This window comes from Shewanella sp. 125m-1, assembly GCF_052977065.1.
Genome location: NZ_JBRILT010000049.1, coordinates 1 through 24937, shown reverse-complemented (window position 1 = coordinate 24937; position 24937 = coordinate 1). Strand labels below are relative to the sequence as shown.

At 44.7% G+C, this 24937-nt stretch carries 24 protein-coding genes; 13 read left to right on the top strand and 11 right to left on the bottom strand.

Going from position 1 to position 24937, the window contains the following annotated elements:
• Positions 1–158 precede the first annotated feature (158 nt).
• Together fadA and fadB are read right to left on the bottom strand one after the other, a co-directional pair.
• Positions 159–1322: an acetyl-CoA C-acyltransferase FadA gene (fadA, locus tag ACVBIK_RS17480; RefSeq protein ID WP_447161651.1), complete on the bottom strand. Its 1164-nt coding sequence runs from the start codon at positions 1320–1322 to the stop codon at positions 159–161.
• A gap of 18 nt (positions 1323–1340) precedes the next feature.
• Positions 1341–3494 carry a fatty acid oxidation complex subunit alpha FadB gene (fadB, locus tag ACVBIK_RS17475; protein ID WP_447170186.1) on the bottom strand — a complete coding sequence of 718 codons (2154 nt, stop codon included), beginning with the start codon at positions 3492–3494 and terminating at the stop codon, positions 1341–1343.
• A gap of 364 nt (positions 3495–3858) precedes the next feature.
• Here fadB and pepQ point away from each other — a divergent pair, with 364 nt between their 5' ends.
• The 4 genes from pepQ to hemG (ACVBIK_RS17455) all read left to right on the top strand — a co-directional run bounded on the left by pepQ (position 3859) and on the right by hemG (ACVBIK_RS17455) (position 8160).
• Positions 3859–5181, top strand: coding sequence for a Xaa-Pro dipeptidase (gene pepQ, locus ACVBIK_RS17470; protein WP_447170185.1), 1323 nt, complete (start codon positions 3859–3861; stop codon positions 5179–5181).
• 67 nt (positions 5182–5248) lie between these two features.
• Positions 5249–5863 carry a YigZ family protein gene (locus ACVBIK_RS17465; RefSeq protein WP_447170184.1) on the top strand — a complete coding sequence of 205 codons (615 nt, stop codon included), beginning with the start codon at positions 5249–5251 and terminating at the stop codon, positions 5861–5863.
• Between the two features lie 171 nt (positions 5864–6034).
• A complete protein-coding gene (locus ACVBIK_RS17460) occupies positions 6035–7492 on the top strand; it encodes a TrkH family potassium uptake protein (RefSeq protein ID WP_447161655.1) in 1458 nt (485 codons plus the stop codon).
• A 140-nt stretch (positions 7493–7632) separates the two neighbouring features.
• Positions 7633–8160, top strand: coding sequence for a menaquinone-dependent protoporphyrinogen IX dehydrogenase (hemG, locus tag ACVBIK_RS17455; protein WP_447161656.1), 528 nt, complete (start codon positions 7633–7635; stop codon positions 8158–8160).
• Positions 8161–8237: 77 nt separating this feature from the next.
• Here the strand turns inward: hemG (ACVBIK_RS17455) and ACVBIK_RS17450 are convergent, their stop codons facing one another.
• On the bottom strand, positions 8238–8543 hold the full coding sequence (locus ACVBIK_RS17450; protein WP_248472094.1) for an ArsR/SmtB family transcription factor: 306 nt from the start codon (positions 8541–8543) through the stop codon (positions 8238–8240).
• A 211-nt stretch (positions 8544–8754) separates the two neighbouring features.
• Here ACVBIK_RS17450 and hemG (ACVBIK_RS17445) point away from each other — a divergent pair, with 211 nt between their 5' ends.
• Positions 8755–9294: a menaquinone-dependent protoporphyrinogen IX dehydrogenase gene (gene hemG, locus ACVBIK_RS17445; RefSeq protein WP_447164283.1), complete on the top strand. Its 540-nt coding sequence runs from the start codon at positions 8755–8757 to the stop codon at positions 9292–9294.
• 69 nt (positions 9295–9363) lie between these two features.
• Here hemG (ACVBIK_RS17445) and ACVBIK_RS17440 read toward each other — a convergent pair whose 3' ends face one another.
• From ACVBIK_RS17440 to def, 5 genes are all read right to left on the bottom strand, one after another.
• On the bottom strand, positions 9364–10806 hold the full coding sequence (locus ACVBIK_RS17440) for a TrkH family potassium uptake protein (RefSeq protein ID WP_447161658.1): 1443 nt from the start codon (positions 10804–10806) through the stop codon (positions 9364–9366).
• 71 nt (positions 10807–10877) lie between these two features.
• Positions 10878–12287 (bottom strand): Trk system potassium transporter TrkA, encoded by a 1410-nt coding sequence (gene trkA / locus ACVBIK_RS17435; RefSeq protein WP_447161659.1) that lies wholly within the window; start codon positions 12285–12287, stop codon positions 10878–10880.
• A gap of 7 nt (positions 12288–12294) precedes the next feature.
• Positions 12295–13575: a 16S rRNA (cytosine(967)-C(5))-methyltransferase RsmB gene (gene rsmB / locus ACVBIK_RS17430; protein ID WP_447164282.1), complete on the bottom strand. Its 1281-nt coding sequence runs from the start codon at positions 13573–13575 to the stop codon at positions 12295–12297.
• 6 nt (positions 13576–13581) lie between these two features.
• Positions 13582–14547, bottom strand: coding sequence for a methionyl-tRNA formyltransferase (gene fmt, locus ACVBIK_RS17425; protein WP_447161661.1), 966 nt, complete (start codon positions 14545–14547; stop codon positions 13582–13584).
• Between the two features lie 4 nt (positions 14548–14551).
• Positions 14552–15064: a peptide deformylase gene (def, locus tag ACVBIK_RS17420; RefSeq protein WP_447161662.1), complete on the bottom strand. Its 513-nt coding sequence runs from the start codon at positions 15062–15064 to the stop codon at positions 14552–14554.
• Positions 15065–15200: 136 nt separating this feature from the next.
• Here def and ACVBIK_RS17415 point away from each other — a divergent pair, with 136 nt between their 5' ends.
• The 3 genes from ACVBIK_RS17415 to ACVBIK_RS17405 all read left to right on the top strand — a co-directional run bounded on the left by ACVBIK_RS17415 (position 15201) and on the right by ACVBIK_RS17405 (position 17950).
• Positions 15201–16301 (top strand): LysM peptidoglycan-binding domain-containing protein, encoded by a 1101-nt coding sequence (locus tag ACVBIK_RS17415; protein WP_447170183.1) that lies wholly within the window; start codon positions 15201–15203, stop codon positions 16299–16301.
• Positions 16302–16454: 153 nt separating this feature from the next.
• The gene (gene dprA / locus ACVBIK_RS17410; RefSeq protein ID WP_447161664.1) at positions 16455–17474 is read left to right on the top strand and encodes a DNA-processing protein DprA; all 1020 of its coding nucleotides are present in this window, start codon (positions 16455–16457) and stop codon (positions 17472–17474) included.
• Between the two features lie 2 nt (positions 17475–17476).
• Complete coding sequence (locus ACVBIK_RS17405; RefSeq protein ID WP_439267821.1) at positions 17477–17950, top strand: DUF494 family protein; 474 nt, start codon at positions 17477–17479, stop codon at positions 17948–17950.
• A gap of 283 nt (positions 17951–18233) precedes the next feature.
• On the opposite strand, the gene ACVBIK_RS17400 is transcribed toward ACVBIK_RS17405, so the two are convergent.
• Positions 18234–20006 carry a collagenase gene (locus tag ACVBIK_RS17400; protein WP_447164280.1) on the bottom strand — a complete coding sequence of 591 codons (1773 nt, stop codon included), beginning with the start codon at positions 20004–20006 and terminating at the stop codon, positions 18234–18236.
• Between the two features lie 136 nt (positions 20007–20142).
• Between ACVBIK_RS17400 and ACVBIK_RS17395 the strand changes: the two genes are divergently transcribed.
• From ACVBIK_RS17395 to hemF, 3 genes are all read left to right on the top strand, one after another.
• Positions 20143–20706 carry a DNA topoisomerase family protein gene (locus tag ACVBIK_RS17395; protein WP_447170182.1) on the top strand — a complete coding sequence of 188 codons (564 nt, stop codon included), beginning with the start codon at positions 20143–20145 and terminating at the stop codon, positions 20704–20706.
• Between the two features lie 84 nt (positions 20707–20790).
• Entirely contained in the window at positions 20791–21354 is a 564-nt protein-coding gene (locus ACVBIK_RS17390) for an L-threonylcarbamoyladenylate synthase (protein WP_447170181.1), read from the top strand.
• 22 nt (positions 21355–21376) lie between these two features.
• On the top strand, positions 21377–22291 hold the full coding sequence (gene hemF / locus ACVBIK_RS17385) for an oxygen-dependent coproporphyrinogen oxidase (RefSeq protein WP_447170180.1): 915 nt from the start codon (positions 21377–21379) through the stop codon (positions 22289–22291).
• A 29-nt stretch (positions 22292–22320) separates the two neighbouring features.
• Here the strand turns inward: hemF and ACVBIK_RS17380 are convergent, their stop codons facing one another.
• Complete coding sequence (locus ACVBIK_RS17380) at positions 22321–22755, bottom strand: group II truncated hemoglobin (protein WP_447164277.1); 435 nt, start codon at positions 22753–22755, stop codon at positions 22321–22323.
• A gap of 181 nt (positions 22756–22936) precedes the next feature.
• Here ACVBIK_RS17380 and aroE point away from each other — a divergent pair, with 181 nt between their 5' ends.
• Complete coding sequence (gene aroE, locus ACVBIK_RS17375) at positions 22937–23758, top strand: shikimate dehydrogenase (RefSeq protein WP_447170179.1); 822 nt, start codon at positions 22937–22939, stop codon at positions 23756–23758.
• A 28-nt stretch (positions 23759–23786) separates the two neighbouring features.
• Positions 23787–24065: a DUF1488 domain-containing protein gene (locus ACVBIK_RS17370; protein WP_447164275.1), complete on the top strand. Its 279-nt coding sequence runs from the start codon at positions 23787–23789 to the stop codon at positions 24063–24065.
• A gap of 28 nt (positions 24066–24093) precedes the next feature.
• Here the strand turns inward: ACVBIK_RS17370 and ACVBIK_RS17365 are convergent, their stop codons facing one another.
• Positions 24094–24651 (bottom strand): gamma carbonic anhydrase family protein, encoded by a 558-nt coding sequence (locus tag ACVBIK_RS17365; protein ID WP_447161674.1) that lies wholly within the window; start codon positions 24649–24651, stop codon positions 24094–24096.
• Between the last annotated feature and the right edge of the window lie 286 nt (positions 24652–24937).

Sequence of the window (24937 nt, the reverse complement as noted above, 5' to 3'; positions counted from 1 at the left end):
GGTAGTGACCGGACGTTGGCTAGGTGATTTGATTATTGCAATCAGTATAAGAAACTAAGCGATGTGGCATGTTTCGTTTATCAGTGAAGACTGGAGCTATAATGGAGCAACAAAAAAGCCAGCGTAAGCTGGCTTTTATCTATCCGCAGATGAATGCCTTATGGGCGCTCGAAGATAGTAGCAATACCTTGGCCTAAACCAATACACATGGTCGCAAGGCCATACTTAGCATCTTTAGCTTCCATCAGGTTGATCAGCGTTGTTGAGATACGCGTACCAGAACAGCCTAGCGGATGACCCAGTGCAATCGCGCCACCGTTAAGGTTAATCTTTTCATCAACCACATCCATCAAGCCTAAGTCTTTTACGCACGGTAGAGACTGTGCTGCAAAGGCTTCGTTAAGCTCGATAACGTCTAAGTCATCAACGGTGAGACCTGCACGCTTAAGTGCTTTTTGCGTGGCAGGAACAGGGCCGTAACCCATGATTGCTGCGTCACAACCCGCAATTGCCATTGAGCGAATGCGTGCACGAATAGGTAGACCTAACTCTTTTGCTTTCTCTTCTTCCATCACTAGCATGGCCGATGCACCATCAGATAATGCTGAAGAGGTACCTGCGGTAACCGTGCCATTAGCTGGGTCAAATGCAGGACGTAGGCCTGATAGAGATTCCATAGACGTTTCTGGACGGATCACTTCATCGTGCTCAACTTTAATCAAAGCGCCATCTGCGTCATGACCTTCAATCGCCACAATCTCGTTAGCGAAACGGCCTTCAACGGTTGCTGCGTGAGCACGTTGATGCGAACGTACTGCAAAGGCATCTTGTTGCTCACGAGTAATACCGTGCATTTTACCGAGCATTTCTGCAGTAAGGCCCATCATACCTGATGCTTTAGCGACGTTGTTCGCCAGACCTGGGTGGAAGTCGACGCCATGGTTCATTGGTACATGACCCATATGCTCAACACCACCAACGATAAAGGTATCGCCTTGGCCTGTCATAATCGCACGGGCTGCTTGGTGTAGTGCATCCATTGATGAGCCACATAAACGGTTTACGGTAACCGCGCCAACTTGCTTTGGAATGCCAGCTAACAGGGCGGCATTACGAGCGATATTAAAGCCTTGCTCTAAGGTTTGCTGCACACAACCCCAGATAACATCTTCAATAGTATTTGGGTCAAGCTTTGGGTTGCGCTCAAGCAGCGACTTCATTAATTCTGCAGATAGGGTTTCTGCGCGTACATTTCTAAATACTCCCGCCTTTGAACGGCCCATTGGAGTACGAATACAATCTACGATAACGGCGTTTTTCATTGTTCAAATCCTTCCTGCTTAAGCCTGCTGGTAGTAGCTGCCATTATTGGCGGCTAGTTCGCGCATAGTGTCGGTTACTTGGTATAGACCCCCTAAGTGTGCATATTTGTCAGCTAGCGCCACAAAGTTAGCCACACCCATCGTATCTAGGTAACGGAATACACCGCCTCTAAATGGTGGGAAACCAAGGCCATAGACTAGGCCCATATCCGCTTCAGCAGGCGAAGCGATAATTCCTTCTTCAAGACAGCGAACTGTCTCAATAATCATTGGGATCATAGTACGAGCGATGATCTCATCTGACTCAAATGCTTTTTGCTCACCAAACTCAGCTTGTAGTAATTCATAGCTGGTTGGGTCTAAATCTTTCTTTGGCTTACCGCGACGATCTACTGAGTACTGGTAGAAGCCCTTGTTGTTCTTCTGGCCAAAACGCTCTGCCTCGAACATGACATCAATAGCATCTTTACCCGACTTACCCATGCGGTCAGGGAAACCTTCGGCCATAACCGCTTGTGCATGATGGCCGGTATCTAGGCCGACTACGTCAAGCAAGTATGCCGGGCCCATTGGCCAACCAAACTGCTTTTCCATCACCTTGTCGATAGCCGCAAAATCAGCGCCATCAGCGAGTAGACCACTAAAGCCAGCAAAGTAAGGGAACAGTACGCGGTTTACAAAGAAGCCAGGGCAGTCATTAACTACGATAGGTGTTTTACCCATCTTGCTAGCATAAGCCACAACTGAAGCAACCGTCTCTTCAGAGCTGTTCTCGCCACGAATGACTTCAACTAGCGGCATCTTGTGCACTGGATTAAAGAAGTGCATACCACAGAAGCGTTCAGGCTTTTTAAGGCTCTTCGCTAGGAGGTTGATTGAGATAGTCGAGGTGTTTGAGGTGATAATGGCATCGTCACTGACATGCTGTTCAACTTCAGCGAGTACCATAGCTTTAACTTTTGGATGCTCAACCACGGCCTCTACGATAACATCTGCATCTTTTACTGGTGCGTAGTCGAGTGCCGGAGTGATATTGTTCAATACCGCAGCCATTTTGGCTGGCGTTGAACGCCCGCGCTTAACTTGAGCGGTAAGTAGCTTAGCGGCTTCGCCTAAACCTAAATCGAGTGCCGGTTGGGCAATGTCTTTCATCACAATTGGCGTGCCTTTACTAGCACTTTGATATGCGATACCGCCGCCCATGATGCCTGCGCCTAATACCGCCGCCGAGTTAACCTTCTTGGCGAGTTTGCCTGCTTTCTTGGCTTTACCTTTTACGAGCTGGTCGTTAAGGAAGATACCAATGAGCGCTTGTGCAACTTCTGTTTTGGCTAGTTTTACAAATGCTTGATGTTCAATTTGCAATGCTTCTGCGCGGCCGCACTTTGCTGCTTGCTCTACAACGCTAATAACAGCCATTGGCGCTGGGTAATGCTTGCCTGCAATTTTGAAGACCATGCCTTTAGCCGTTGCGAAAGACATCATGGCTTCAAGTTTTGGTAGTGTTAGCGGTGCTTGTTTTTTTGCGCGGCGAGTCTGCCAATCTAGCTTCTCTGCTAGGGCATCTTTGAGCATTTTTACTGCCGCAGATTTAAGTTGCTCTGGTGCAACAACTGCATCAATAGCACCGATTTTTAGTGCGGCATCAGGGCGTTGATCTTTGCCCGAAGTGATCCACTCAAGTGCGTTGTCAGCCCCAATGACGCGAGGTAAGCGAACCGTGCCACCAAAACCAGGGATAATACCTAGTTTAGTTTCAGGTAGGCCAATACGTGCTGTGGTATCTGCTATACGGAAGTCTGTTGCTAAAACGGTCTCGCAACCGCCACCTAGTGCAAAACCATTAATCGCTGAAATAGTTGGGAAAGGCAGGTCTTCTAGCTTGTTGAAAACATCGTTAGCTTGCTCAAGCCAAGAATGTAAAACCGCATCTTCTTCAGTGAAAAGTCCTAAGAACTCAGTGATATCCGCGCCAACGATAAAGGCATCTTTGGCTGAACTTAGCATTAATGCTTGGATACTCGTATCTTGTTTGATGCTGTCGAGTGCAGCATTTAACGAATCGATGGTTTCTCTGTCTAGCTTGTTAACCGACCCTTGTGCTTTAAAGCACAAGTGCGCGATATTGTCTTCGAGTAACTCAACCTCAATTGTAGGGCTTTGGTAGATCATTGCTTGCTTCCTTATAGCTTAAGTTCACTATTCAGATCATTGATGATTTTATTATCTGAATGCGACTTTCTTTGTCACAGCAGCCTAGGCCATCATTTGACCAGTTGTTGCTCAGTGTGCGACTAATCACAAAAAATTACAACACCCAATTTAAACGGTCGTTTGGTTTTTTGCTGCCCAAAATGAATAACTTTTAAAAATCATGAGTTTACTCGCTTGGTGTTTAGCTTTTCAATACAGGTTTCCCTGCTAAAGTTTAGCCTTAAAAGCGAATCATGTGTTTGACGAAAAAATTTAATTGGCTATGTGTTAGACTGAGCCGACGTCGAAAAATTGGCAAAATAATAACAATAGGGTAACCCTTATGGAACAGTTAGCGCATCTCTATCACGACCATATTCAACAACTAAATCGTCGTGTTAGTGAAATCATTTCTCGCGAAAACTTATCGGGCTTAATCATCCACTCAGGTCAGCCTCATAGGCAATTTTTAGATGATATGGATTATCCATTTAAAGTGAACCCACACTTTAAGGCGTGGTTGCCAGTAACCGATAACCCAAATTCCTGGTTAGTGGTGAATGGCACAGACAAGCCACTGTTAATTTTTTATCGCCCGGTCGACTTTTGGCACAAAGTGGCTGAAGAACCGACTGAATTTTGGGCGGATCATGTCGATATTAAGTTTTTGACTAAGGCGGACAAAGTTGCAGAATACTTTCCCGCAGATATCGATGAATGGGCTTATATTGGTGAACATTTAGATGTTGCTGATGTACTGGGCTTTAATCGACGTAATCCTGACTCGGTATTAAGCTACCTTAATTATCACCGGGCAACCAAAACGGATTATGAGTTGGCTTGTATGCGTAAATCCAACGAAATAGCGGTGACTGGGCATCAGGCGGCAAAAACGGCTTTTTATAATGGTGCTAGTGAATTTGAGATCTTGCAGGTTTATCTGTCGGCAATTTCACAAGGTGAAAATCAAGTGCCTTATAGCAGCATAGTCGCACTTAACCAAAACTCCGCTATTTTGCATTACACCGCTCTTGAACATACAGCACCTGCACAGCGTCGTTCATTTTTAATTGACGCCGGTGCTAACTTCAATGGTTACGCTTCAGATATTACTCGCAGCTACGCCTTTGAGAAGAATATTTTCGATGATTTGATTAGCGCAATCGACAATATGCAGTTACAGATCATTAATCTGATGAAGCCGGGTGTGAGCTATGCGCAATTGCACGTTGAAACTCATTATAAGTTAGCGCAGATCTTGTTGGATTTTGATATTGTCAGCGGCGATGTTCATGGGTTAGTCGAACAGGGGATCACAAGTGTGTTTTTCCCCCATGGATTAGGCCATATGTTGGGTGTACAGGTTCATGATATGGGCGGCTTTCTCGGTGATGATAGAGGAACCCATGTTGCGGCACCAGATGCGCATCCATTCTTGCGCTGTACCCGAGAGTTAGATGTTAATCAGGTGCTGACTATTGAGCCTGGTGTTTATATTATCGATTCGCTATTGAGCGAACTGAAACAAGATAAGCGCCAATCACAAATAAACTGGAATACAGTGGATACATTACGCCCATTTGGCGGTATTCGTATTGAAGATAACGTGATTGTTCATAGCGACCGTATCGAGAATATGACGCGCAACTTAGGCCTTAACCGTTAGCATTACGTCATATTACGGGCGATAGTTGCTGATAAAAGACCTAGGGTAATCAGTTGAGAGAAATATTTTGAGTGAAAGTTATCTCATCCCTGCTGCAGAGTTATTGATTGAAGAAGAGATAAAGCATAGTCGCTTTATCTCTTTTCTGTTTCACTGCCAGTCTGCCAAAGAGCTTAAGTGTGTACTTACTAACTTAAAGGTTGAATACCCAGGTGCTAACCATTATTGTTACGCGTTTGTCGGCGGCGCCCCAAATGACAGTATCAATATTGGCTCAAGTGATGATGGTGAACCTTCGGGCAGCGCTGGACGGCCGATGTTAGCCGCCTTGCAAGGTACCAATATAGGCGAAATCGGTGTGGTCGTGATCCGTTACTTTGGAGGAACCAAGTTGGGCGTTGGCGGTTTGGTGAGAGCCTATAGTTCTGGTATCAAACACGCTATTGTTCAGCTTGAGACCCAGATTAAGCAGATCCGTTATCCAGGCAAGATGGTATGCGAATATCACCAGCTTAAGGATGTTGAGCATCTTTTAGCGCAGTTTGATGTGTTGGTTGAAGATAAGCAGTTTAGCGACAAGATTGAGATTCAATTTGCTATTCCTAAGCGTTTTAAGGAGCCATTGAATCTTGATTTAGCGACCATGAGTAAGGGACAGTTAAAAGCGGTATTTGACGACTAATTTAAAGGCAGATGCAAGAACTGAGCGGATCGTGCCACTTTATATGAGCCAGCAATAAAATCATTTTTTATTATCGAGTAGTAAGAATATTCAAGCTTGCTAATCGGTTGTGAACATTTTTTAATAAGTATGCGAAAATGCGCTTGAGTAAAGCGCTAGCGATGGATACCAATGCAATATCGAACAATTATAAGAATTACTGGCTTGTTAATGGGGCTGTTTTCTTTATCTTTACTACCTCCAGCCTTAGTCGCTGTTATCTATAAAGATGGCGGCGGTATGGCATTTATTCAGGCTTTCGTACTCTGTCTGATTTTGGGGTTCTCACTTTGGTATCCTAACCGCGCTCATCGTAAAGACTTGCGTACCCGAGAAGGCTTTTTGTTAGTGGTGCTATTCTGGGTGGTGCTTGGATCGATTGGTGCCGTGCCTTTTATTTTCTCTGGCCAGCCCTCTCTTAGTTTAACCGATAGCTTCTTCGAATCCTTCTCCGCACTCACCACTACAGGTGCTACGGTCATTGTTGGTTTAGATAGTTTGCCCAAGGCGATTTTATTCTATCGCCACCTGCTGCAATGGCTGGGCGGTATGGGAATTATTGTATTGGCTGTCGCCATTTTGCCCGTACTGGGTGTCGGAGGCATGCAGCTTTACCGCGCAGAAATGCCAGGGCCTGTTAAAGACAGCAAGATGACGCCGAGGATTGCCGAAACCGCTAAGGCATTGTGGTACATCTACTTAGCGCTAACAGTGGCCTGCGCCTTTGCCTATTGGCTTGCTGGTATGGATGCTTTCGACGCCATTTGCCACTCTTTCTCGACTATTGCAATCGGTGGTTTTTCGACTCACGACGCCAGCATGGGGTACTTTAACAGCCCTACAATCAATATGATTTGTGTGGTGTTTTTATTGATTGCGGCATTAAATTTCAGTCTACACTTTGCCGCTTTTTCTCGCCGAGGCATTAACTTAAGAGTCTACTTTCGGGACGCCGAGTTTAAGGTGTTGATTGCGATTCAGTTGGTATTAACGGCTATCTGTTTTATCACATTGTACGGCTCAGGAATTTATGACTCAGCCGAAGAAACCTTTGATTACGCCTTATTTCAGGCTGTATCAATTTCAACTACTGCTGGGTTTGGTACCGAGAGCTTCCATGCTTGGCCATTATTCCTGCCAATTTTGCTGATTTTCTCTAGCTTTATTGGCGGCAGCGGTGGCTCTACCGCCGGCGGTATTAAAGTTATTCGTATGATTTTGCTGTTGCTTCAAGGCTCACGTGAACTCAAGCGTCTGGTTCATCCCCGCGGTATGTTCTCAATTCGAATTAGTGGTAACGCACTACCCGATAGAGTTATTGATGCTGTGTGGGGCTTCTTCTCTGCTTACGCTTTAGTGTTTGTAGTTTGCATGCTGATCCTCATGGCATTTGGGATGGATGCGATTACCGCTTTTAGTGCCACGGCAGCTTGTTTGAATAACTTGGGACCAGGCTTAGGTGAGGTGGCAAGTAACTACGCCAGTATTGGTGATGCTGAAAAGTGGGTATTACTGTTTGCCATGTTATTTGGTCGCTTAGAGGTGTTCACCTTGCTGATTTTGTTTACGCCGACCTTTTGGAAAAACTAAAAAAGTGTAAAGATGCTGCCTTAATCTACTCGCCTAAGCTAGCGTTAACTATTGGGTAGTATATTCAAAATATAGCGGGTCATTGACCGTTGTTTTAGTCTAGTCATACCGAGTTTTAATCGGAAAATAGTAGGAAGTTAATGAACAATACACTCATTATTTATTCGACAGTTGATGGCCAAACGAAAGCGATTTGTGAGCAGATCAAGAAGGTTAACCAAGCGCAGAATGCCAAGGTGACTTTAGCTTCAATCGATGAAGCAGAGTCTTTAGGTTTAGCACAATTTGATAAAATCTTGATTGCTGCCAGCATTCGTTATGGTAAGCATAGGCCCGAACTCTATCAGTTTATTAATCGTCATCATGCGGTGCTGGATGCGAAGATAAATGCATTCTTTACTGTGAATGTGGTTGCTCGAAAGCCAGAAAAAAATACTCCGGAAACGAATCCGTATATGCAGAAGTTCCTCACTCTATCGCTTTGGCAGCCACAGCAGTTAGGGGTATTTGCAGGTAAGATTGACTACCCTAAGTATCGATTTTTCGACAAGGTGATGATCCGCTTTATTATGTGGATGACTAAAGGCCCCACAGATACGACTGGTACCTTTGAATTTACCGACTGGAATAAAGTGGATGAGTTTGCCCAAGCATTTGCTGAGCGCTAGATTAAACACGATTTTGGAACAAAAAAGCCTGCAAGTATGCAGGCTTTTTTACATCTAAATTCGGGACTATAAAGCGATTAGGCGCAGTATTTACGATGCAAGATGGAGATCACTTCAGTGACTTGCTCATTTTTCAATGTGTAGTACACCACTTGTGAGCTTTTTCGAGTCGCGACTAAATCTTCAGAACGCAATACGGCTAAATGCTGTGATAGTGCAGACTGGCTCAGCGGCACGGTTTTATTTAACTCGGTTACGCTGAGCTCTTTATCCAGTAAAAGGCACAAAATCATTAATCGATATGGATTTGCGATAGCCTTAAGCCATTTTGCAGCACTTTCAGCATTGGTGACCATTGCACTGGCGTCGATTTCTTTTTGCATACGGTTACTTACTCCATTGCCTTTAATTAGTTTATTCTAATTGAGTTGGTCTTATAAAACAATCTACTTATGGATCATACTTGTGGAACGCAGTTATCTCAATTTTTGATGTTGATAATATGAGCTATACCTAATTTGTGATCCATTCTCCTTTAAAATCTATGATTAGCTGTAACAATACATCAATAGAAAATTTTCAATTGGAATCAAGATGAAATCAGTTCTGGTACTTTATTATTCTCGTGGCGGGCATACAGCCAGAATTAGCCGCGCTATGGCCGATCACCTTATTAGTGAAGGGCATAAGTGCGACATGATGCATATTAGTGAAGCAAAAGCTGAAGGCCTCGACTGGGCCAAGTATGATGTGGTCGCACTAGGTGCTTGCGTACTTTATGGCAGTTACCATAAGTCGGTATTTGAGTTTGTTGCTGAGCACCAAGCTGATTTCAATGCAAAAGCCTCAAGCTTTTTCAGTGTTAACGTCGTTGCGCGTAATCCAGAGAAGCGTGTGCCTGAAAACAACAAGTATCTGCAAAAGTTTATAGAGCTGTCAGCGTGGAAACCAACAGATGTTAAAGTGATTGCAGGTAAGGTTGACTACCCATCTTGGCGTTGGTACGACAGAATGATGATCCAGCTAATCATGAAAATTACCGATGGCCCAACCGATCCTAAATCTGTTATTGATTACACTGATTGGGAAGACGTAAAAGTCTATGCCGATCACCTGATTAGCTTAGCGAAATAGACAACAGAAATAACAAGCCGCAATGAATGCGGCTTTTTTATTGCGGACTTCTATACCCGTTGTGGGGGATTAGTATTCCCAGAATTGCGGGTGGAATAAAACCGCAACGGTTAAAATCTCGAGTCGACCTAATAGCATGCCTATTGCTAGGGCCCACTTGGCGACGTCGGGTAGGCTGGAGAAGTTTCCTGCTGGCCCAATGGTATCGCCTAATCCCGGGCCAACATTACTTACCGCGGTAATCGCGCCAGTAAAGCTAGTGATAGGGTCCAGCCCTGTAAGGACTAGAATTATCGACAGGGCGATGATTACCGTCATAAATAACATAATAAAGGTAACGAGCGAGCGAACAATATCTCCGCGAATAATGTGGTTGTTATAGCGCTCTTTAAATACACCATTAGGGTGGAATTGTTGTTTTAATTGATCGCGCATAATGACGTTAGCAATTTGAAAACGGAAAATTTTAATGCCGCCGGAGGTCGAGCCAGAACAGCTACCGACAAACATTAAGAATAGAAAGGCGATATTAGCCAGCGCCCCCCAGGCCGTGTAATCCGTGAGACCATAACCTGTGGTGGTGACCACTGAAACCACATTAAAACTGACGATACGAAGGGCATCGAGCGCAGCAATGTCTCTGGTACTCCAAAACCATAATGCCAGTGAGCAAGAAATTAAAACCACAAACTTTAAGAAGCCTTTTACCTGAGCATCATTCCATACTTTTAGCGAACGTTGCTGCACCATATAGACAAACATCAGCAGGGGTAAGCCGCCAGCGAGCATAAAGGTGGTACCAACCCATTGAGCTTCATCTGAAAATGCTGCCATTGAACGATCTGAGGTTGAATAGCCCCCGGTAGATAGGGTGGTCATGGCGTGATTAATCGCCTCAAACCAGGTCATACCGCTTTGGTGGTAAGCAGCAAAACATATAAGAGTCAGTATGATGTAAACAAAAAATAGGCTTTTGGCCATATATTGAGTACGCGGGGTTGTTTTGTCACTCCAGTCGGAAGATTCAGTTCTAAATAAACGCATACCACCGACGTTTAAGAAAGGTAATACAGCCACTGCCATTACAATAAAGCCTATCCCACCTAACCACTGTAGCAATGAGCGCCAGATAAGGATGCTGTGATCCATGGTGTCGAGGCCTGACAACACCGTCGAGCCCGTCGTGGTAATACCTGACATGGTTTCGAAGAATGCGTCGGTATAGTTGATGCCGTGATACAAGGTGAAGGGCATTGCTGCAAATAGACTCACGATAAACCATGTGAGGCTGGTGAGCAGGAACATATCTCGAATATTAAGGTGAAGTTTTCGGCTTTGACCTTGGTGCATACAGAAGCTGGCTGCAGAGCCTGTAACCAGAGATGAGATCATGAAGGCACCAACAGTTTCTTCACCATAGTAGAGGGCAAAGGCGCCGGGAATTAACATAAACGCAGTGAGCGTTGAGAGGAAAATTCCTAAAATAAATAGCAAGGGGCGATAGTTCAACATAATGTTTATACCAGTTAGCAGTCTACCTAACTGGCATGAGTTACACTCCTGAACGCTGTTAAATGACGCTTTTAAAAGAAGAAGGCGCTCGGTTGGAAGAGCTTTTCAACTTCGCCAATAAACTTCTTGTTGACCAAAAATAGAATGACGTGGTCGCCTTGTTCGATAACGGTTTTGTCGTGTGCCATAAGCACTTCTTCGTCGCGAACGATAGCGCCAATGGTGGTCCCAGGTGGTAATTTAATTTCGCTGATCTGCTTGCCAACCACTTTAGACGTATTGGAGTCACCATGAGCAATCGCTTCAATTGCTTCTGCTGCGCCGCGACGTAGTGAGTAAACGTTACAAATATCACCTTGGCGAATATGAGTCAGCAATGCCGAAATCGTAGCTTGTTGTGGAGAAATAGCGATATCAATATTCGCTTCTTGCACAATATCAACATAGGCTTCGCGCTGAATAAGTACCATGACTTTTTTAGCGCCCATGCGTTTGGCGAGTAATGCAGCCATGATATTGGCTTCATCGTCGTTGGTAACCGCAATAAACACATCGGTTTGGTCGATATGCTCTTCAAGCAACAGCTCCTGATCTGAGGCGTCGCCACAAAATACCGTTGTATTTTCAAGCTTTTCTGATAACTCTTCAGCACGCTCTTGCTTACGCTCAATCAGTTTTACTGAGTGGTTGCGTTGTAGTTTTTTCGCTAGTCCCAAACCAATATTACCGCCACCGGCGATCATAATATTGCGATAAGAATTATCGAGCTTCTGCATCTCACTCATTACCGCGCGTACGTGGCGGCTGTCGGCCACGAAGAACACTTCGTCATCAGCTTCGATAATGGTGGTGCCGCGAGGCATAATTGGACGACCCTGTCTAAAAATAGCGGCAACCCGGGTATCAATATTTGGCATATGCTCGCGCAGTGCTGCGAGTGCATTACCCACTAACGGGCCGCCATAGTAGGCACGCACGGCAACTAAACTCAGTCGGCCTTCGGCAAACTCGAGCACCTGTAATGCTCCAGGGTATTCAACAAGGCGAGCAATGTAGGCGGTCACCAGTTGCTCTGGTGCTATCAGCTCATCAATAATAAAACCGCCCCGAGGGCGATGTTCTGCATTCTTGGTTTCGCTGTCGATAAACAGTTTATCGCGAAGGCCTAGGTATTGTTCTGAACGAATTCGGGCAATTTTGGTGGGAGTACCATAGAGCGAATAAGCAATTTGGCAAGCTGCCATATTGCATTCGTCGCTATTGGTTACCGCGATAAGCATATCCGCGTCTTCGGCTCCCGCCTCTTTTAATACACTTGGGTGAGCACCGTGGCCCACAATGACTCTTAGGTCGTACTTATCTTGCAAGCTACGTAGGCGATTTTTGTCGGTATCGACAATGGTGATGTCATTGTTTTCGCCAACTAAGTTTTCGGCGAGTGTGCCGCCAACTTGTCCTGCACCCAAAATGATTATTTTCATTGCCGTTCTAATCCTTAACTAGGCGAGCGTAATAAAAGCCATCCATGTTGTCTTGTCCAGGGACAATCTGCCAACCAATATCGTCTGGACTGGCTTGTTCTGCAATCGGCACTAAAGTCGCATCAGGTGTTCTGCCTAAGAAGGCGCTGACTTGATCTTTGTTTTCTTGTGGCAAAATTGAACATGTTGCATATAAGAGTGTGCCACCGGGCTTTAACCACTTCCAGCAATGATCGAAAATCTGTGACTGTAATTGCGCCAGCTCTTCAATATCGTTATTCTTTCTAAGCCACTTAATATCAGGGTGACGACGAATAACACCGGTTGCGGAGCAGGGAGCATCGAGCAAAATGCGGTCGAACTTATCGCCTTGCCACCATGAGTCGATATCGGCGGCATCGCCATGTACCAGCTCAGCTTTGAGTGACAGTCTATCGAGGTTTTGCTGAACGCGCTCAAGACGTTTGGCATCAAAATCCACAGCCACCAGTTTAATTTCAGGTGCTAGCTCTAATAAATGACAGCTTTTACCGCCAGGAGCGGCACAGGCATCGAGTACTAGTTCATTACCTTGCGGTGCTAATAAGGTGGCTGCCCATTGGGCTGCACCATCTTGCACTGATGCTGCGCCGGTTTCAAAACCGGGTAGCTGCATCACATCGCGTGGGCTAGATAGTAAAATTGAATCTGGGCTGTTACCCGCTTGAGCGTCAATCTCTAATCCTGCCAGCGCCTGTAAATAGGTGTCTCTGGTTTGTGATTGCTGATTGTTACGAAGCCACATAGGTGGGCGCTCATGACTTTGCTCAATCACGTTTTGCCAGTTTTCTGGGTAAGCGTCTTTTAAGCGCTTAATGATCCAGGCTGGTGTGTTATAGGTAAGAGTGTCGTTGTCAGTCGATAAAGGCTTTTCCTGGCGCTGAATATTACGTAATACACCATTAACCACTTTCACTAAGCCTTCAAACTTTAGCTGACGACAGGCTTCGGCGGTCTCTGATATTGCAGCGTGGCTCGGAATGCGCGTGAAGTACAGTTGATAGCAACCAACCAGTAATAATTGGTGCACTATGCGCTGCTTACCTTTCATCTGTTTGCTCATGCAGTCGCTGACTTGTTTGTCTAACTGCGGCAAAAAACGCATGACACCATAGCAAAGCTCGGCGAGTAGCGCCTTGTCTTTACCATTATCGAGATGTTTTTGCTGATCCGGTAGCGCCACTGAAAGTGAGATACCTTTTTCTAGCACCTGAAAAACGACCTTAGCGGCCAAAGCTCTTAAGTTCATTAGCGATTAAGCCTCTTGATTATCGGTGCTAGTAAGAACGGTTCCTGGGGTAAACCAGTCGGCTCTTGAGTTTAGGATGTCGGCAACACTTAATGGCTTTTTACCTGGAAGTTGCATCTGGGTGATAGTTAATACACCTTCACCTGTGGCGATACTAATGCCATTTTTATCGGCTGACAAAATCGTACCCGGTAGCTTTGAGCTTGTCTCACCGCTCACATGGCTCTGCCATACCTTAATAGTATTACCTTCATGTTGGTAATGGCTAACAGGCCAAGGATTAAAAGCGCGGATCTCGCGCCATAGTGCGTTAGCTGATTTAGTCCAATCTAAGCGCGCTTCTTCTTTCGATAACTTTTCAGCATAGTTGGCTAAGCTTTCATCTTGCTTTTCAGCAGGCAGAGTACCTGCTGCTATCCCTGCTAATGCGTCAACAAGTGCACTTGGGCCTTGTTCGGCTAGCTTTTCATATAGGGTTGCAGAAGTATCAGTGTCTTCAATTGTCAGCTGAGTTTTTAACAGCATGTCGCCGGTATCTAAACCAATATCCATCTGCATAATGGTAACGCCAGTTTCACTGTCGCCTGCCCATAGTGCTCGTTGAATCGGTGCAGCACCACGCCAGCGTGGCAAAATTGAACCATGTACATTGATGCAGCCAAGGCGAGGGGTGTCGAGCACGACTTTTGGTAAAATTAACCCGTAAGCGACAACAACCATAATGTCAGCGTTCAAGGCGGCAAGCTCTGTTTGCGCATCTTCGTCACGTAGAGATTTTGGCTGCAAAACTGCGATGTCATTTTCAAGCGCTAATGCTTTGACTGGGCTTGCTTGAAGCTTTTTACCGCGGCCAGCAGGTCTGTCTGGCTGGGTGTACACTGCAATAACGTTATGCTCTGAATCGATTAACGCTTGAAGATGGCGTGCAGCAAAGTCTGGCGTTCCTGCAAAAATGACATTTAATGGTTTCAAAAATTTATCCTTGTTTAGCTTCGAGACGAGCTGCTTTTTCGAGCTTTTGTTTGATGCGTTGACGCTTAAGCGGTGATAAGTAGTCAACAAACAGCTTACCTGATAGATGATCTAATTCATGTTGTAAGCAGATAGCAAACAAATCATCCGCTTCTAACGTGAACTCTTTACCATCGCGATCTAGGGCTTTGATTGTTACAAATTCTGCGCGATCGACTTTGGCGTAGACGCCAGGAACAGACAAGCAGCCTTCTTCGTTGCAGAAATCACCGCTTTTGGCTGTAATCTCTAAATTGATGAACACTTTAGGACGTTCAACATCATCTTGAAGGTCCATAACGATAAGTTGATGGTGATAATCAACCTGGGTTGCAGCTAGGCCAATTCCCTTCTCTTCATACATAGTTTCGAACATATCGTCGATTTGTGTTTGAAGGGCAGCGTTAAACTCTGTGATTGGCTTTGCTACTGTACGTAATCTTTCATCGGGAAAACATAAAACTTTTAATAAACTCATATCTAAACTCTTAACAAGTCTGTCAAAATTGAGCCAGTTAGTTATACTGACTTTGGCTAATGGCTCAATTTTAGTCGTTAGCGGCATTCAATAACAGCAAAAGCTCTACATATACTCTAATAAAAGAGCAAATAGCATGGATACCCTGATGAAACGGTTAATATTACTTGCTTCACTTATAGTTGGTTGCACTTCAGTTTTCGCTGATACCTTAACGCTAAAGTCGGGTCATCCTGATTCTTATGTGGTTGAAAAAGGCGATACGCTTTGGGATATTTCAGCATCTTTCCTAAACGACCCTTGGCGTTGGCCTAAGCTGTGGGGAGCAAACCCTCAGGTAGCGAACCCTCACCTTATCTACCCTGGCGACAAGCTGACTCTGGTGTTTATCGATGGTGAACCGCGCTTGGTGGTTAAGCCTCATATCAGAAAAAGCCCCCAAGGCCGCATTTCAGCTAAAAATAGTGCGATTCCAGCGATAGACCTTTCGCTAATCCAGCCCTATCTATTACAAAACCGTGTGGTTGATGCCGATTGGTTCGAGCAGCAACCCAAAGTCATGGGCGGTGAGAGTCCTTCAAAATTTCATGTGATTTCAGACATTATCTATGTGCAAGGTGAGTTAACCGTTGGCGATAAGTTTGGCGTTTATGTTGATGGGCGAACACTCAAGAATAGTGACGGCGAAAATCTAGGACTCGAAGTGATTTTATCGGCTTCTGGTCGAGTGGTTGAGTCGGGCCCCATCTCTAAGGTGGAGTTACTGAGTAATTTGCAAGAAACTGCGGCAGGTTATCGCGTACTGCCGATTGAGGATGACTCGCTGATGTCTGCTTATTTCATGCCTAAGGCGGCTGAAATTAAAGAGCCTGCAACAGTATTGGCATCGGGTAAAGATATTCGTGAAATGGGTAAACTCGATGTGGTTTACCTAGACAAAGGCGCTATTGACGGTCTAGAAACCGGACAGGTATTTTCTATCTTTAAAGAGGGCGCAGTCGTCGTTATCAATGGTGATGGCGTCCCGGTACAGCCTCACGAACGTAATCGCTACGAGAAGATAATTGCGAATATATCGTCAGATAATGCAGTAAAAATGCCGGATCTTTATCGTGGAAAGTTGATGGTGTTTAAAGTTTTCGATAAGACCAGTATGGGGATTATTTTAGTTAATGAACGTCCTGTGCGGGTGGCTGACAAGCTTACGATTCCTGATTCGCTGATTAGTAGCGAATAGGCTAAGGTTAGTTATACTCATTGTATTGATGCCATCTTATTGATGGCATCGGCTTTTAAAGGATAAACCATTAACGATAAACTGGTCGACTGGCTAGTTGTTTCAGCTGTATCTGGGCTAGGACCCGCTCGGATTAAACAATTAATAAACTACATGGATGTAGCAGAGTTAAGGCAAAGGTTAGCGCATGAACCACAGGCGCTGCCGCTACCTGAATCGTTACTACAATCCAATTTATCCCCTAATTATGCGTTAGTTGATGAGGCGTTAGCCTGGCAGCAAGCTGCAAATAACCATCATCTTGTAAGCCTAGATGACCCTCACTATCCCCCGTTATTGAAACAAATTAATGATCCTCCAACTGTGCTGTTTTTAAAAGGTAACCTTGATACTTTATTGTTTCCTGGTATCGCCGTTGTTGGTAGTCGAAATGCGACGTTAGGAGGAAAGAAAGTGGCTTATGAGTTGGCGACTCAATTGGCCCTACATAGCCTGGCAATAACCAGTGGAATGGCTTTAGGTATTGACGGTGCAGCCCATCAAGCGGCTATTGATATTGGAAAGCCGAGTGTTGCGGTATTGGGGACGGGGGCGGATGTTATTTATCCTAAACGCCACAGAGGCATTTACCATGACATTCAAAATGATGGCTGTGTTTTGAGTGAGTTTTGGCCCGACGTTAAGCCATTTTCCGGAAACTTTCCGAAACGAAACCGTATTATCAGCGGTCTAACTATAGGAACCTTAGTGATAGAGGCAAGCTTGAAAAGTGGCTCATTAATCACTGCGCGACTCGCTAACGAACAAGGGCGAGAGGTGTTTGCAGTTCCTGGGAGTGTGCTGAGCGGTCAAAGTGAAGGGGGCCATCAATTATTGCGTGATGGTGCTAAGTTAGTGGAGTCTGTGGCAGATATTTTAGAAGAAGTTACCGCTTTATCGCAGTTTCACCTTGAAGAACTAAGGGCGCGCCACCATATAGGGGGAGAAAGCGCCTCTGATTTGCCATTTTCCTCACTGTTAGCTAGTGTTGGCTATGAGACTACAGCGATAGATGATGTGGTCGAGCATAGTGGAAAAACCATAGAGCTAGTATTGGAGCAATTGCTTGAACTCGAGCTGCAAGGTTGGATTACTGCAGTCCCTGGTGGTTACATAAGACTAAAGAGGAGCTAGTCATGTTTGATATCCTCATGTATTTATTTGAAAACTATGTTCATAGTGAAGTCGAATTATTAGTAGATGAAGACGAACTCACAAAAGAACTCACTCGCGCCGGATTTCATCAAAGTGAAATCATTAAGGCACTTTCTTGGTTAGAGCGTTTAGCTGATATACAAGAAGCAGGTACGCCTTACCTTTGTAATCATGATCAGCAATCATTCCGTATTTACACCAAAGCTGAGATGGAAAAAATTGACGTCGAAAGTCGTGGCTTTTTACTGTTTCTAGAGCAGATTAAAGTGCTCAATGTTGAGACACGTGAAATGGTGATAGACCGAGTCATGGAAATTGATGAGCCGACTTTAAACCTTGATGATCTTAAGTGGGTTATCTTGATGGTGCTATTTAATGCTCCGGGTCATGAGTCTGCTTATGAGCAGATGGAAGATCTTATCTTTGAGCAGCCTGATGGTGGTTTACATTCATAATCAGCTAAACACGATTAAAAGAAAGGAGGCCTAAGCCTCCTTTTTTGTGTCTGGAACATTTATGCCTATTTGCCATGGATGGGCTCAAATAGGCGTTGTACATGGATGTGCGCTATTTCACCTAACATCAGCCTGAACGCAAGGACAGCGTAAGAAGGGATTTGTGTCTGGCGATAAATGTTCCATACATTTATTCGCATTTCCTCTATCCCTAGAGGTCAGAACACTTATGCCAATTTGCCTTGGATGGATACAAATTGGCTTTGTACCTAGAACCTAGAACCTAGAACTTCAGGTGGTTTTCGCCATGGGCTAAGTGCTGTGGCTGCAAATAGTCACGGTAATCGTAGCGATACTGCTTATGCAGGCGTGGTTTACTCTTCTCTTCGTTATCATCAAATTCAGCAACCTGAGTATCTAACCAAGTTGCAAACTGATCTTGATGCTGAGTCAAAGAGGCCATTAACTGCTCATAGCCTTCGAAATAATCTGTTTTTAAATACTGGCTAAGTTGTACAAAGTCAGCATGGTGGTGCTCTGCGAGGAAGCGAATAGCCATGTAACTCCATTTGTAAGTTCTGTCCTGACCGTCCTTATATTCGGTAGCAAAAATCTCTTCTAATGTTGGTGCTTCATCTCGATCTCGCTTAATCACACGAAGAGCTGAAGGGTTGGTATCGCCCTTAGAGATGTATTCAGCTAAACCTTCTGACCACCAGACCATTTTCTCTGGGAAGTGCCCAAAGCCTGCATATTTCACAAAGTGGCCATCAAGGTAGTGCACATATTCATGATTCAAATTCCAAACTTTGAACTCGGGTTCAATCCACCACTGGCGAAACGCAAAGAAGGTTGCTTGGTTGCCAGGCTTTGAAGGGGTGCCTTCTATATACATACCGCCGTTATCGGTTTGGATATCAAAGATCAGCTGGCCATATAAGTGGTATTGGCTCCAGTTTTTAAATGCAACAACCCTCAGCGCACTGTTAAAGTCATTGGGGGTTGGCTTTAACTCTGTGCTTAGTAAACCATGAAAGTTAGACTCTTGTGAGGTTAACTTATTACAGCTTTCAGCAAGCTCTTGCTCGTTTAAATCTTGGGTCAATATAAACAGGCTATCAGAACAGTGGTGTTCAATCGGCAGCGCCGCCTTAAGCTCTGGAATACGACATATATCGCTGTTTTCCTTGCATAGCTCTTGGCCACCAAACACATTTACGTGAAAGCCTGCGGTGTATGCATCTTTAGCAGCATCACCACGAAGTGCAACATCGGCTTTAGCAATAGCAGCGACGGCAGCATCGAGGGCCAACTCTTGTTGTGTTTGTTCACCATCTTCTGATGATGGCAGCGCTAAACGATATAGGGCGAGTGCCCAGTAGGCATTTGTACGTGGCCAGTCGTTGTTGGCGCGAATGCTTTCTGCGCTTGCTGCAAAATCAATAAGGGCTGTATTTAAGTCAGCCGCTAACAATACTTTGTTTAGCTCACCGTCGACCTCTTTACGGCCTTGATTCAGTAAGAAGCCATAAGCTTTTAAGGTTTCTAGTAATGCATAGTCATTAGCGCTGTTGGGCGTTGTACTCGCCAATTGCTGTAGCTGGGTTTCTAGCTGAGGCAGTAACGGAACTAAGGCTTGAGCTGCATCGTTGTTGGCAAAATAGCGGTAGAGGGTAACGGCATATTGCTCTTGTAAGCGCGCTTGATTGTTGAGAAGGCCTGAATCAGCTAACTCTTCTAGTGCTTCAGCTAAAGCAGAAATATCTGCATCACTTAAGTCATCAACTGGCCCGTAGTAACTAAAGGCGCGAAAGTAGTAAAGCAGCTTATCTATGGCCTCTATGTCTTGGTTGCTAGCGAGCGCAAGGCTGGTTTGAGTAAAAGCGTCGGTTGTTAATAGTGGGCTTTGAGCATCAAACAAATCTGCTTCAGATGTGGTGTTTATCTGGCTGATTATTTGTGGATTAATGTTTGGCTGTTCAACACTCGCGCAGCCTGAGAGCGATGCGAGCAGGCTTGCTATAATAGTCGTAGCGAACTTTGAGGGTGTATTCATTTTTTTCCCTTTAAATTTATCCCTTTGTTTTATTGAATACAATATATCATTGCTTTTTACGAAATTCTAACACTGGAATATAAAACTTAATCGATTCCTTGGTAGAATAGCGGCATATAGATGAATTGAGATAACCATGGCTAAAATCGATCAGCAACTGTTTACTACGCACGAGCATGCCCTTGAGAAAGAGTATGAGCTGTGCCCTAAGTGTGGCTGTGAGTTGTCGGTAAAGCACAGTAAGCACGGTGGTTTTATTGGCTGTAATAACTACCCAAGCTGCGACTACACCCGGCCTTTGGTACAGCATGAATCAATTGAAACACAAGTGATCCAAGGATCGGTTTGTCCTGACTGCGGCAGTGAACTGGCGGTGAAGTCAGGCCGTTTTGGTATTTTTATCGGTTGTACTAACTATCCAGCCTGCAGTCATATCGAAAAACATGATAAGGCGGATGCTGCGGATGAGATCGCCTGTCCCAAGTGTAAGCTCGGGCATATCGAACACCGAACTAGTCGCTTTGGTAAATCATTTTATGCTTGTAGTGCTTATCCAAAATGCAAGTTTTTAGTCAATTATCCTCCAGTTGCTGAAACGTGCCCAGACTGTGGTTGTGGTATTTTGGTTGAACGCAAAGGGGCTGCAGGTATGCGCCTAGAGTGTCCTGAAAAAGCCTGTAAATATAAGCGTCCTGTTTAAATAATCATATTAACTTTAACTAATGTCGCATTTAAGTAATCATAGCGGCTTAAAATCGCTCTTATGTAAGGTGAATCGAAACAAATGTTAGAAGTATTACCTGCTGGCGCGGCAGAGCTTGTTGAGCAAGGCGGCGTGATTGCTTACCCAACAGAAGCTGTCTATGGCCTAGGCTGTGATCCAGATAATAACGACGCAATTGAACGCTTATTAGAAATAAAGCAGCGGCCATGGCAAAAAGGGTTAATTCTAGTCGCAGGCGATTATCAGCAACTACTCCCTTATATTGATGAGTCGCAACTCTCGGTAGAGCAATTAGCATTTGTACACAGTAAGTGGCCCGGGCCATTTACTTTTATTATGCCAATTAAGGCCGGTCTGTCTAAATTGCTAAGTGGTAGCTTTGATTCGATTGCCGTACGGGTTACCGCTCATGAAGATGTCAAAGCTTTGTGTGCGGCGATTAATAAGCCAATAGTATCAACGAGTGCAAATCTGACAGGGCAAGAGCCTGCATTGTCTGCATCGAGTGTAAAGCTGCAGTTTGAGGGAATGATTGCAGGCTTAGTGATTGGTGACTTAGGGAGCCAGGCATCACCGTCTACGATTATCGATGCTAAGAGTGGAAAAATTATAAGAAAAGGCTAATCAGCTTTTAAAAAGGAATGATATGAGCGCACCAGATCCAACAGTAGTAAAAGCTTTCTTACTCGATCTTCAAAATCGAATTTGTAATGGACTTGAAGCCTTAGATAATGAGGCAACATTTATCGAGGACTCGTGGCAGCGTGAAGAGGGTGGCGGTGGTCAAAGTCGAGTGTTGACTGGTGGTGCGGTATTTGAACAAGCTGGCGTTAACTTCTCCCATGTTATGGGCGCCTCTATGCCTGCTTCTGCAACGGCGCACCGCCCTGAGCTTGCTGGTCGAAGTTTTGAGGCGATGGGCGTTTCTTTAGTTATCCACCCAAACAACCCGCATATTCCGACGACACATGCCAATGTACGCTTTTTTATTGCCCATAAAGAGGGGGCGGATCCAGTTTGGTGGTTCGGTGGTGGTTTCGACTTAACACCTTATTATCCGTATTTAGAAGATGTTGTTGCGTGGCACCACAGTGCAAAGTCATTGTGCGAGCCTTTTGGTGAAGATATTTACCCTAAGTATAAAAAATGGTGTGACGAATACTTTTGGTTACCGCATCGTAATGAAACCCGTGGTGTTGGTGGTTTGTTCTTTGATGACCTCAACAAGCAAGGTTTTGAGAGCAGCTTTGCCTTTATGCAGGCTGTCGGTAACGGCTTCTTAACTGCTTATGCCCCCATTGTTGAGCGCCGAAAAGATACCGAATTTGGTGAACATGAGCGTCAGTTCCAGCTCTATCGTCGTGGTCGTTATGTTGAATTTAACTTGGTTTATGATCGAGGCACATTATTTGGCTTACAGACAGGCGGCCGCACAGAATCAATTTTGATGTCTATGCCGCCATTAGTGCGTTGGGAGTATGCTTACACGCCGGAAATGGGTAGCCCGGAGGCGCAACTATACAGTGATTACCTCAAACCAAGAGATTGGTTAAGCCTATAGTGAGTAAAGTGAAACCAATAAATGTTGTTTTATTGGTTTCGCATATGGTCCGCGAGTGTCGAAATAGCGCTATATATAGCTTGTTGATGCTGCGGATCTTTCACTTCTTTCTCTATCGCTGCCTTCATACAGACGAGCCACTGATCTCGCATAGCTTCATCGACTTTAAACGGCATATGCCTGGCACGCAACGCAGGGTGCCCATGCTTCTGTTGATATAGCTGAGGCCCACCAAGCCAACCGCTTAGAAATTCAAATAACTTCTGTTCAGATTCTGCGATAGGGGCTCTATGGATTGACAATAGATCTTGAGTCGCTTGATTGTGTTGCATCTGTAAATAGAACTGATGGGCAATAGCACGAATCACTTTTTCTCCACCTATACGATCATAAGCATTAGATTGATTTGGATCTCTATCCTGACTCGCTTGGTTTTTACCAACAAGTTTCTTTAACCAGTTCATCTATTTCTTGTACCAGGCTCTTATACGTTTGCGCGACAGTGTAGCAAGTCGATGAGTAAAATTATCTAGCTATTTAATAGCATCACCGTTGAAAGTTCAGCTGAAAATAACTCGGATAGAATCGATTGCCTAAGCAAAGATCCGCGTTACACTACTACTTTTAGTGGCTAGAGTAGAAAACATGACTGAACGATATGCAGTATTTGGTAACCCAATAGGGCACAGTAAGTCGCCCCAAATTCATACAATGTTCGCCACCGAGACTGCTCAGTCGTTAAGTTATGAGGCAATCTTAGCGCCCGTCGACGCTTTTGAAGCAAGTTTCAAAGAGTTTGCTGCTAATCATGGTTACGGTGCAAACGTTACCGTGCCCTTTAAAGAGCAAGCATTTTCCCTGTGTGATGAACTTAGCGAACAAGCCCAATTAGCTGGAGCAGTGAATACCTTAACGGTATTGGCCGATGGTAAAATTCGCGGTGATAATACCGATGGTCTTGGTTTAGTCGCCGACCTAAAGAGAAACTTAGGAGACTTGTGTGGATTGCATGTCCTGTTAATTGGTGCTGGTGGTGCTGCGCGAGGCAGTGTATTGCCATTACTGCAATCAGGCATTGCTAAGTTAACGATTGTAAATCGCACTCAAGTAAAGGCTGAGGCGTTAGTGGAGATCTTTGCGCGCTATGGTGATGTGACTGCTTTACCTATATCCCATACAGGGCAGAGCTATGACCTTATTATTAACTCCACTTCTTCCAGTTTATCAGGTGAAGTACCGGCTATTAGCCCTGATACTATTGTATCGCACACAGTTTGCTACGATATGATGTATGGCAAAGAGCCAACAAGTTTTAACCTGTGGGCGACAGCGCAGGGGGCAAGTCAAACAATCGATGGCTTAGGTATGCTGGTGGGACAAGCGGCAGAAAGCTTTTCTATTTGGCGCAGCGTAACACCAAGTGTCGAGCCTGTTCTGACTCAGCTTAGATCTGAACTCATAGGCTAAAAACTTCTGAGCATTAATCGAGATAAAGATGAACCAAAGTATTCTATTTCCAGATCTACAAGATTGGGATCAACTAAGCCAAACCGTTATTTTCCCAGTTCAAGTACAAGGGGTAAATATTGAGTGTCGGATAAGCTTAGCAAAACTGGCTTCGTTATCATCAACAAAAATATTGGCCGAAGAATTAGATATCGAGAGTAAGGCCCTAGCCCTATTTGAACAGTATCGATTTGATATAGAGGAAGAGGTTGAAACGCTCATCGAGCAGGAAGCATTCGATGAGCAAGGTAGAACCGTTCTTTTATAGTGCTATCTATAGAAAGCGAACTTTTTGCTTACTCGCCTTCTTGCAAGTACTCATTCTTCAGTCTGACATAATTGTCGGCAGATTGCGGCAGGAAGGCAAGTTCAGCATCGGTAAGTGGACGAGCCTGTTTAGCTGGGCTGCCTACATATAGAAAACCACTCTTCAATACTTTACCTGGCGGTACCAGAGAACCCGCACCTAGGATGACATCATCTTCTAATATTGCACCATCTAGAATGATTGCGCCCATACCGACCAAAATACGATTACCCACTTGGCAACCATGTAACATAGCCTTGTGACCAATAGTGACGTCATCACCAATGATCAGAGGGTGGCCAGCAGGTAAAGAGGGGGATTTTCGGGTTACGTGTAAAACCGTACCATCTTGGATATTGGAACGTTTACCTATATAGATATGGTTTACATCTCCACGTGCGGCAACTAAAGGCCAAACACTGGCATCCTCATCAAGGGTAATATCACCGACTAATACAGCAGCCTCATCGATATAAACACCCTGTTTAAGTGTAGGTACGACACCTTTATAGGAGCGTAGTGGGTTATTGTTTCTAGAGTTTGGCATCTAAAAGTCCTAATTATGGTGTTTTTAGCATTATAAAGCCTAAAAAGTGGCTAGTCAGTGGGTTTTATGAGCAAACGATTATAAAAGTTCGATTTTATTCATTATTGCCCTTGCGCTGCTCTGAGATATCCCTATAATGCGCATCCACTGACACGGCACAGCAGGCCATTCGCTCTTAGCAAAAGCTAGATAGAACGGGACTTGCAGCGGTGTTAGAGAGTTAAAACTCCTAGGAGATTTGATTCAGGTGACAAACGCTTTAAGAGCTTCGAATGATGGTTGTTAA

What these genes read in the sequence shown, in the direction of transcription:
- rsmB (WP_447164282.1), bottom strand. Translation starts at nt 13,575, where the DNA reads ATGAACTTAAGAGCTTTGGCCGCTAAGGTCGTTTTTCAGGTGCTAGAA.
- ACVBIK_RS17400 (WP_447164280.1), bottom strand. Translation starts at nt 20,006, where the DNA reads ATGAATACACCCTCAAAGTTCGCTACGACTATTATAGCAAGCCTGCTC.
- ACVBIK_RS17415 (WP_447170183.1), top strand. Translation starts at nt 15,201, where the DNA reads ATGGATACCCTGATGAAACGGTTAATATTACTTGCTTCACTTATAGTT.
- ACVBIK_RS17365 (WP_447161674.1), bottom strand. Translation starts at nt 24,651, where the DNA reads ATGCCAAACTCTAGAAACAATAACCCACTACGCTCCTATAAAGGTGTC.
- dprA (WP_447161664.1), top strand. Translation starts at nt 16,455, where the DNA reads ATGGATGTAGCAGAGTTAAGGCAAAGGTTAGCGCATGAACCACAGGCG.
- fadA (WP_447161651.1), bottom strand. Translation starts at nt 1,322, where the DNA reads ATGAAAAACGCCGTTATCGTAGATTGTATTCGTACTCCAATGGGCCGT.
- def (WP_447161662.1), bottom strand. Translation starts at nt 15,064, where the DNA reads ATGAGTTTATTAAAAGTTTTATGTTTTCCCGATGAAAGATTACGTACA.
- hemG (WP_447161656.1), top strand. Translation starts at nt 7,633, where the DNA reads ATGAACAATACACTCATTATTTATTCGACAGTTGATGGCCAAACGAAA.
- ACVBIK_RS17380 (WP_447164277.1), bottom strand. Translation starts at nt 22,755, where the DNA reads ATGAACTGGTTAAAGAAACTTGTTGGTAAAAACCAAGCGAGTCAGGAT.
- hemF (WP_447170180.1), top strand. Translation starts at nt 21,377, where the DNA reads ATGAGCGCACCAGATCCAACAGTAGTAAAAGCTTTCTTACTCGATCTT.
- ACVBIK_RS17460 (WP_447161655.1), top strand. Translation starts at nt 6,035, where the DNA reads ATGCAATATCGAACAATTATAAGAATTACTGGCTTGTTAATGGGGCTG.
- ACVBIK_RS17440 (WP_447161658.1), bottom strand. Translation starts at nt 10,806, where the DNA reads ATGTTGAACTATCGCCCCTTGCTATTTATTTTAGGAATTTTCCTCTCA.
- ACVBIK_RS17450 (WP_248472094.1), bottom strand. Translation starts at nt 8,543, where the DNA reads ATGCAAAAAGAAATCGACGCCAGTGCAATGGTCACCAATGCTGAAAGT.
- pepQ (WP_447170185.1), top strand. Translation starts at nt 3,859, where the DNA reads ATGGAACAGTTAGCGCATCTCTATCACGACCATATTCAACAACTAAAT.
- fadB (WP_447170186.1), bottom strand. Translation starts at nt 3,494, where the DNA reads ATGATCTACCAAAGCCCTACAATTGAGGTTGAGTTACTCGAAGACAAT.
- aroE (WP_447170179.1), top strand. Translation starts at nt 22,937, where the DNA reads ATGACTGAACGATATGCAGTATTTGGTAACCCAATAGGGCACAGTAAG.
- hemG (WP_447164283.1), top strand. Translation starts at nt 8,755, where the DNA reads ATGAAATCAGTTCTGGTACTTTATTATTCTCGTGGCGGGCATACAGCC.
- ACVBIK_RS17390 (WP_447170181.1), top strand. Translation starts at nt 20,791, where the DNA reads ATGTTAGAAGTATTACCTGCTGGCGCGGCAGAGCTTGTTGAGCAAGGC.
- trkA (WP_447161659.1), bottom strand. Translation starts at nt 12,287, where the DNA reads ATGAAAATAATCATTTTGGGTGCAGGACAAGTTGGCGGCACACTCGCC.
- ACVBIK_RS17405 (WP_439267821.1), top strand. Translation starts at nt 17,477, where the DNA reads ATGTTTGATATCCTCATGTATTTATTTGAAAACTATGTTCATAGTGAA.
- ACVBIK_RS17395 (WP_447170182.1), top strand. Translation starts at nt 20,143, where the DNA reads ATGGCTAAAATCGATCAGCAACTGTTTACTACGCACGAGCATGCCCTT.
- ACVBIK_RS17370 (WP_447164275.1), top strand. Translation starts at nt 23,787, where the DNA reads ATGAACCAAAGTATTCTATTTCCAGATCTACAAGATTGGGATCAACTA.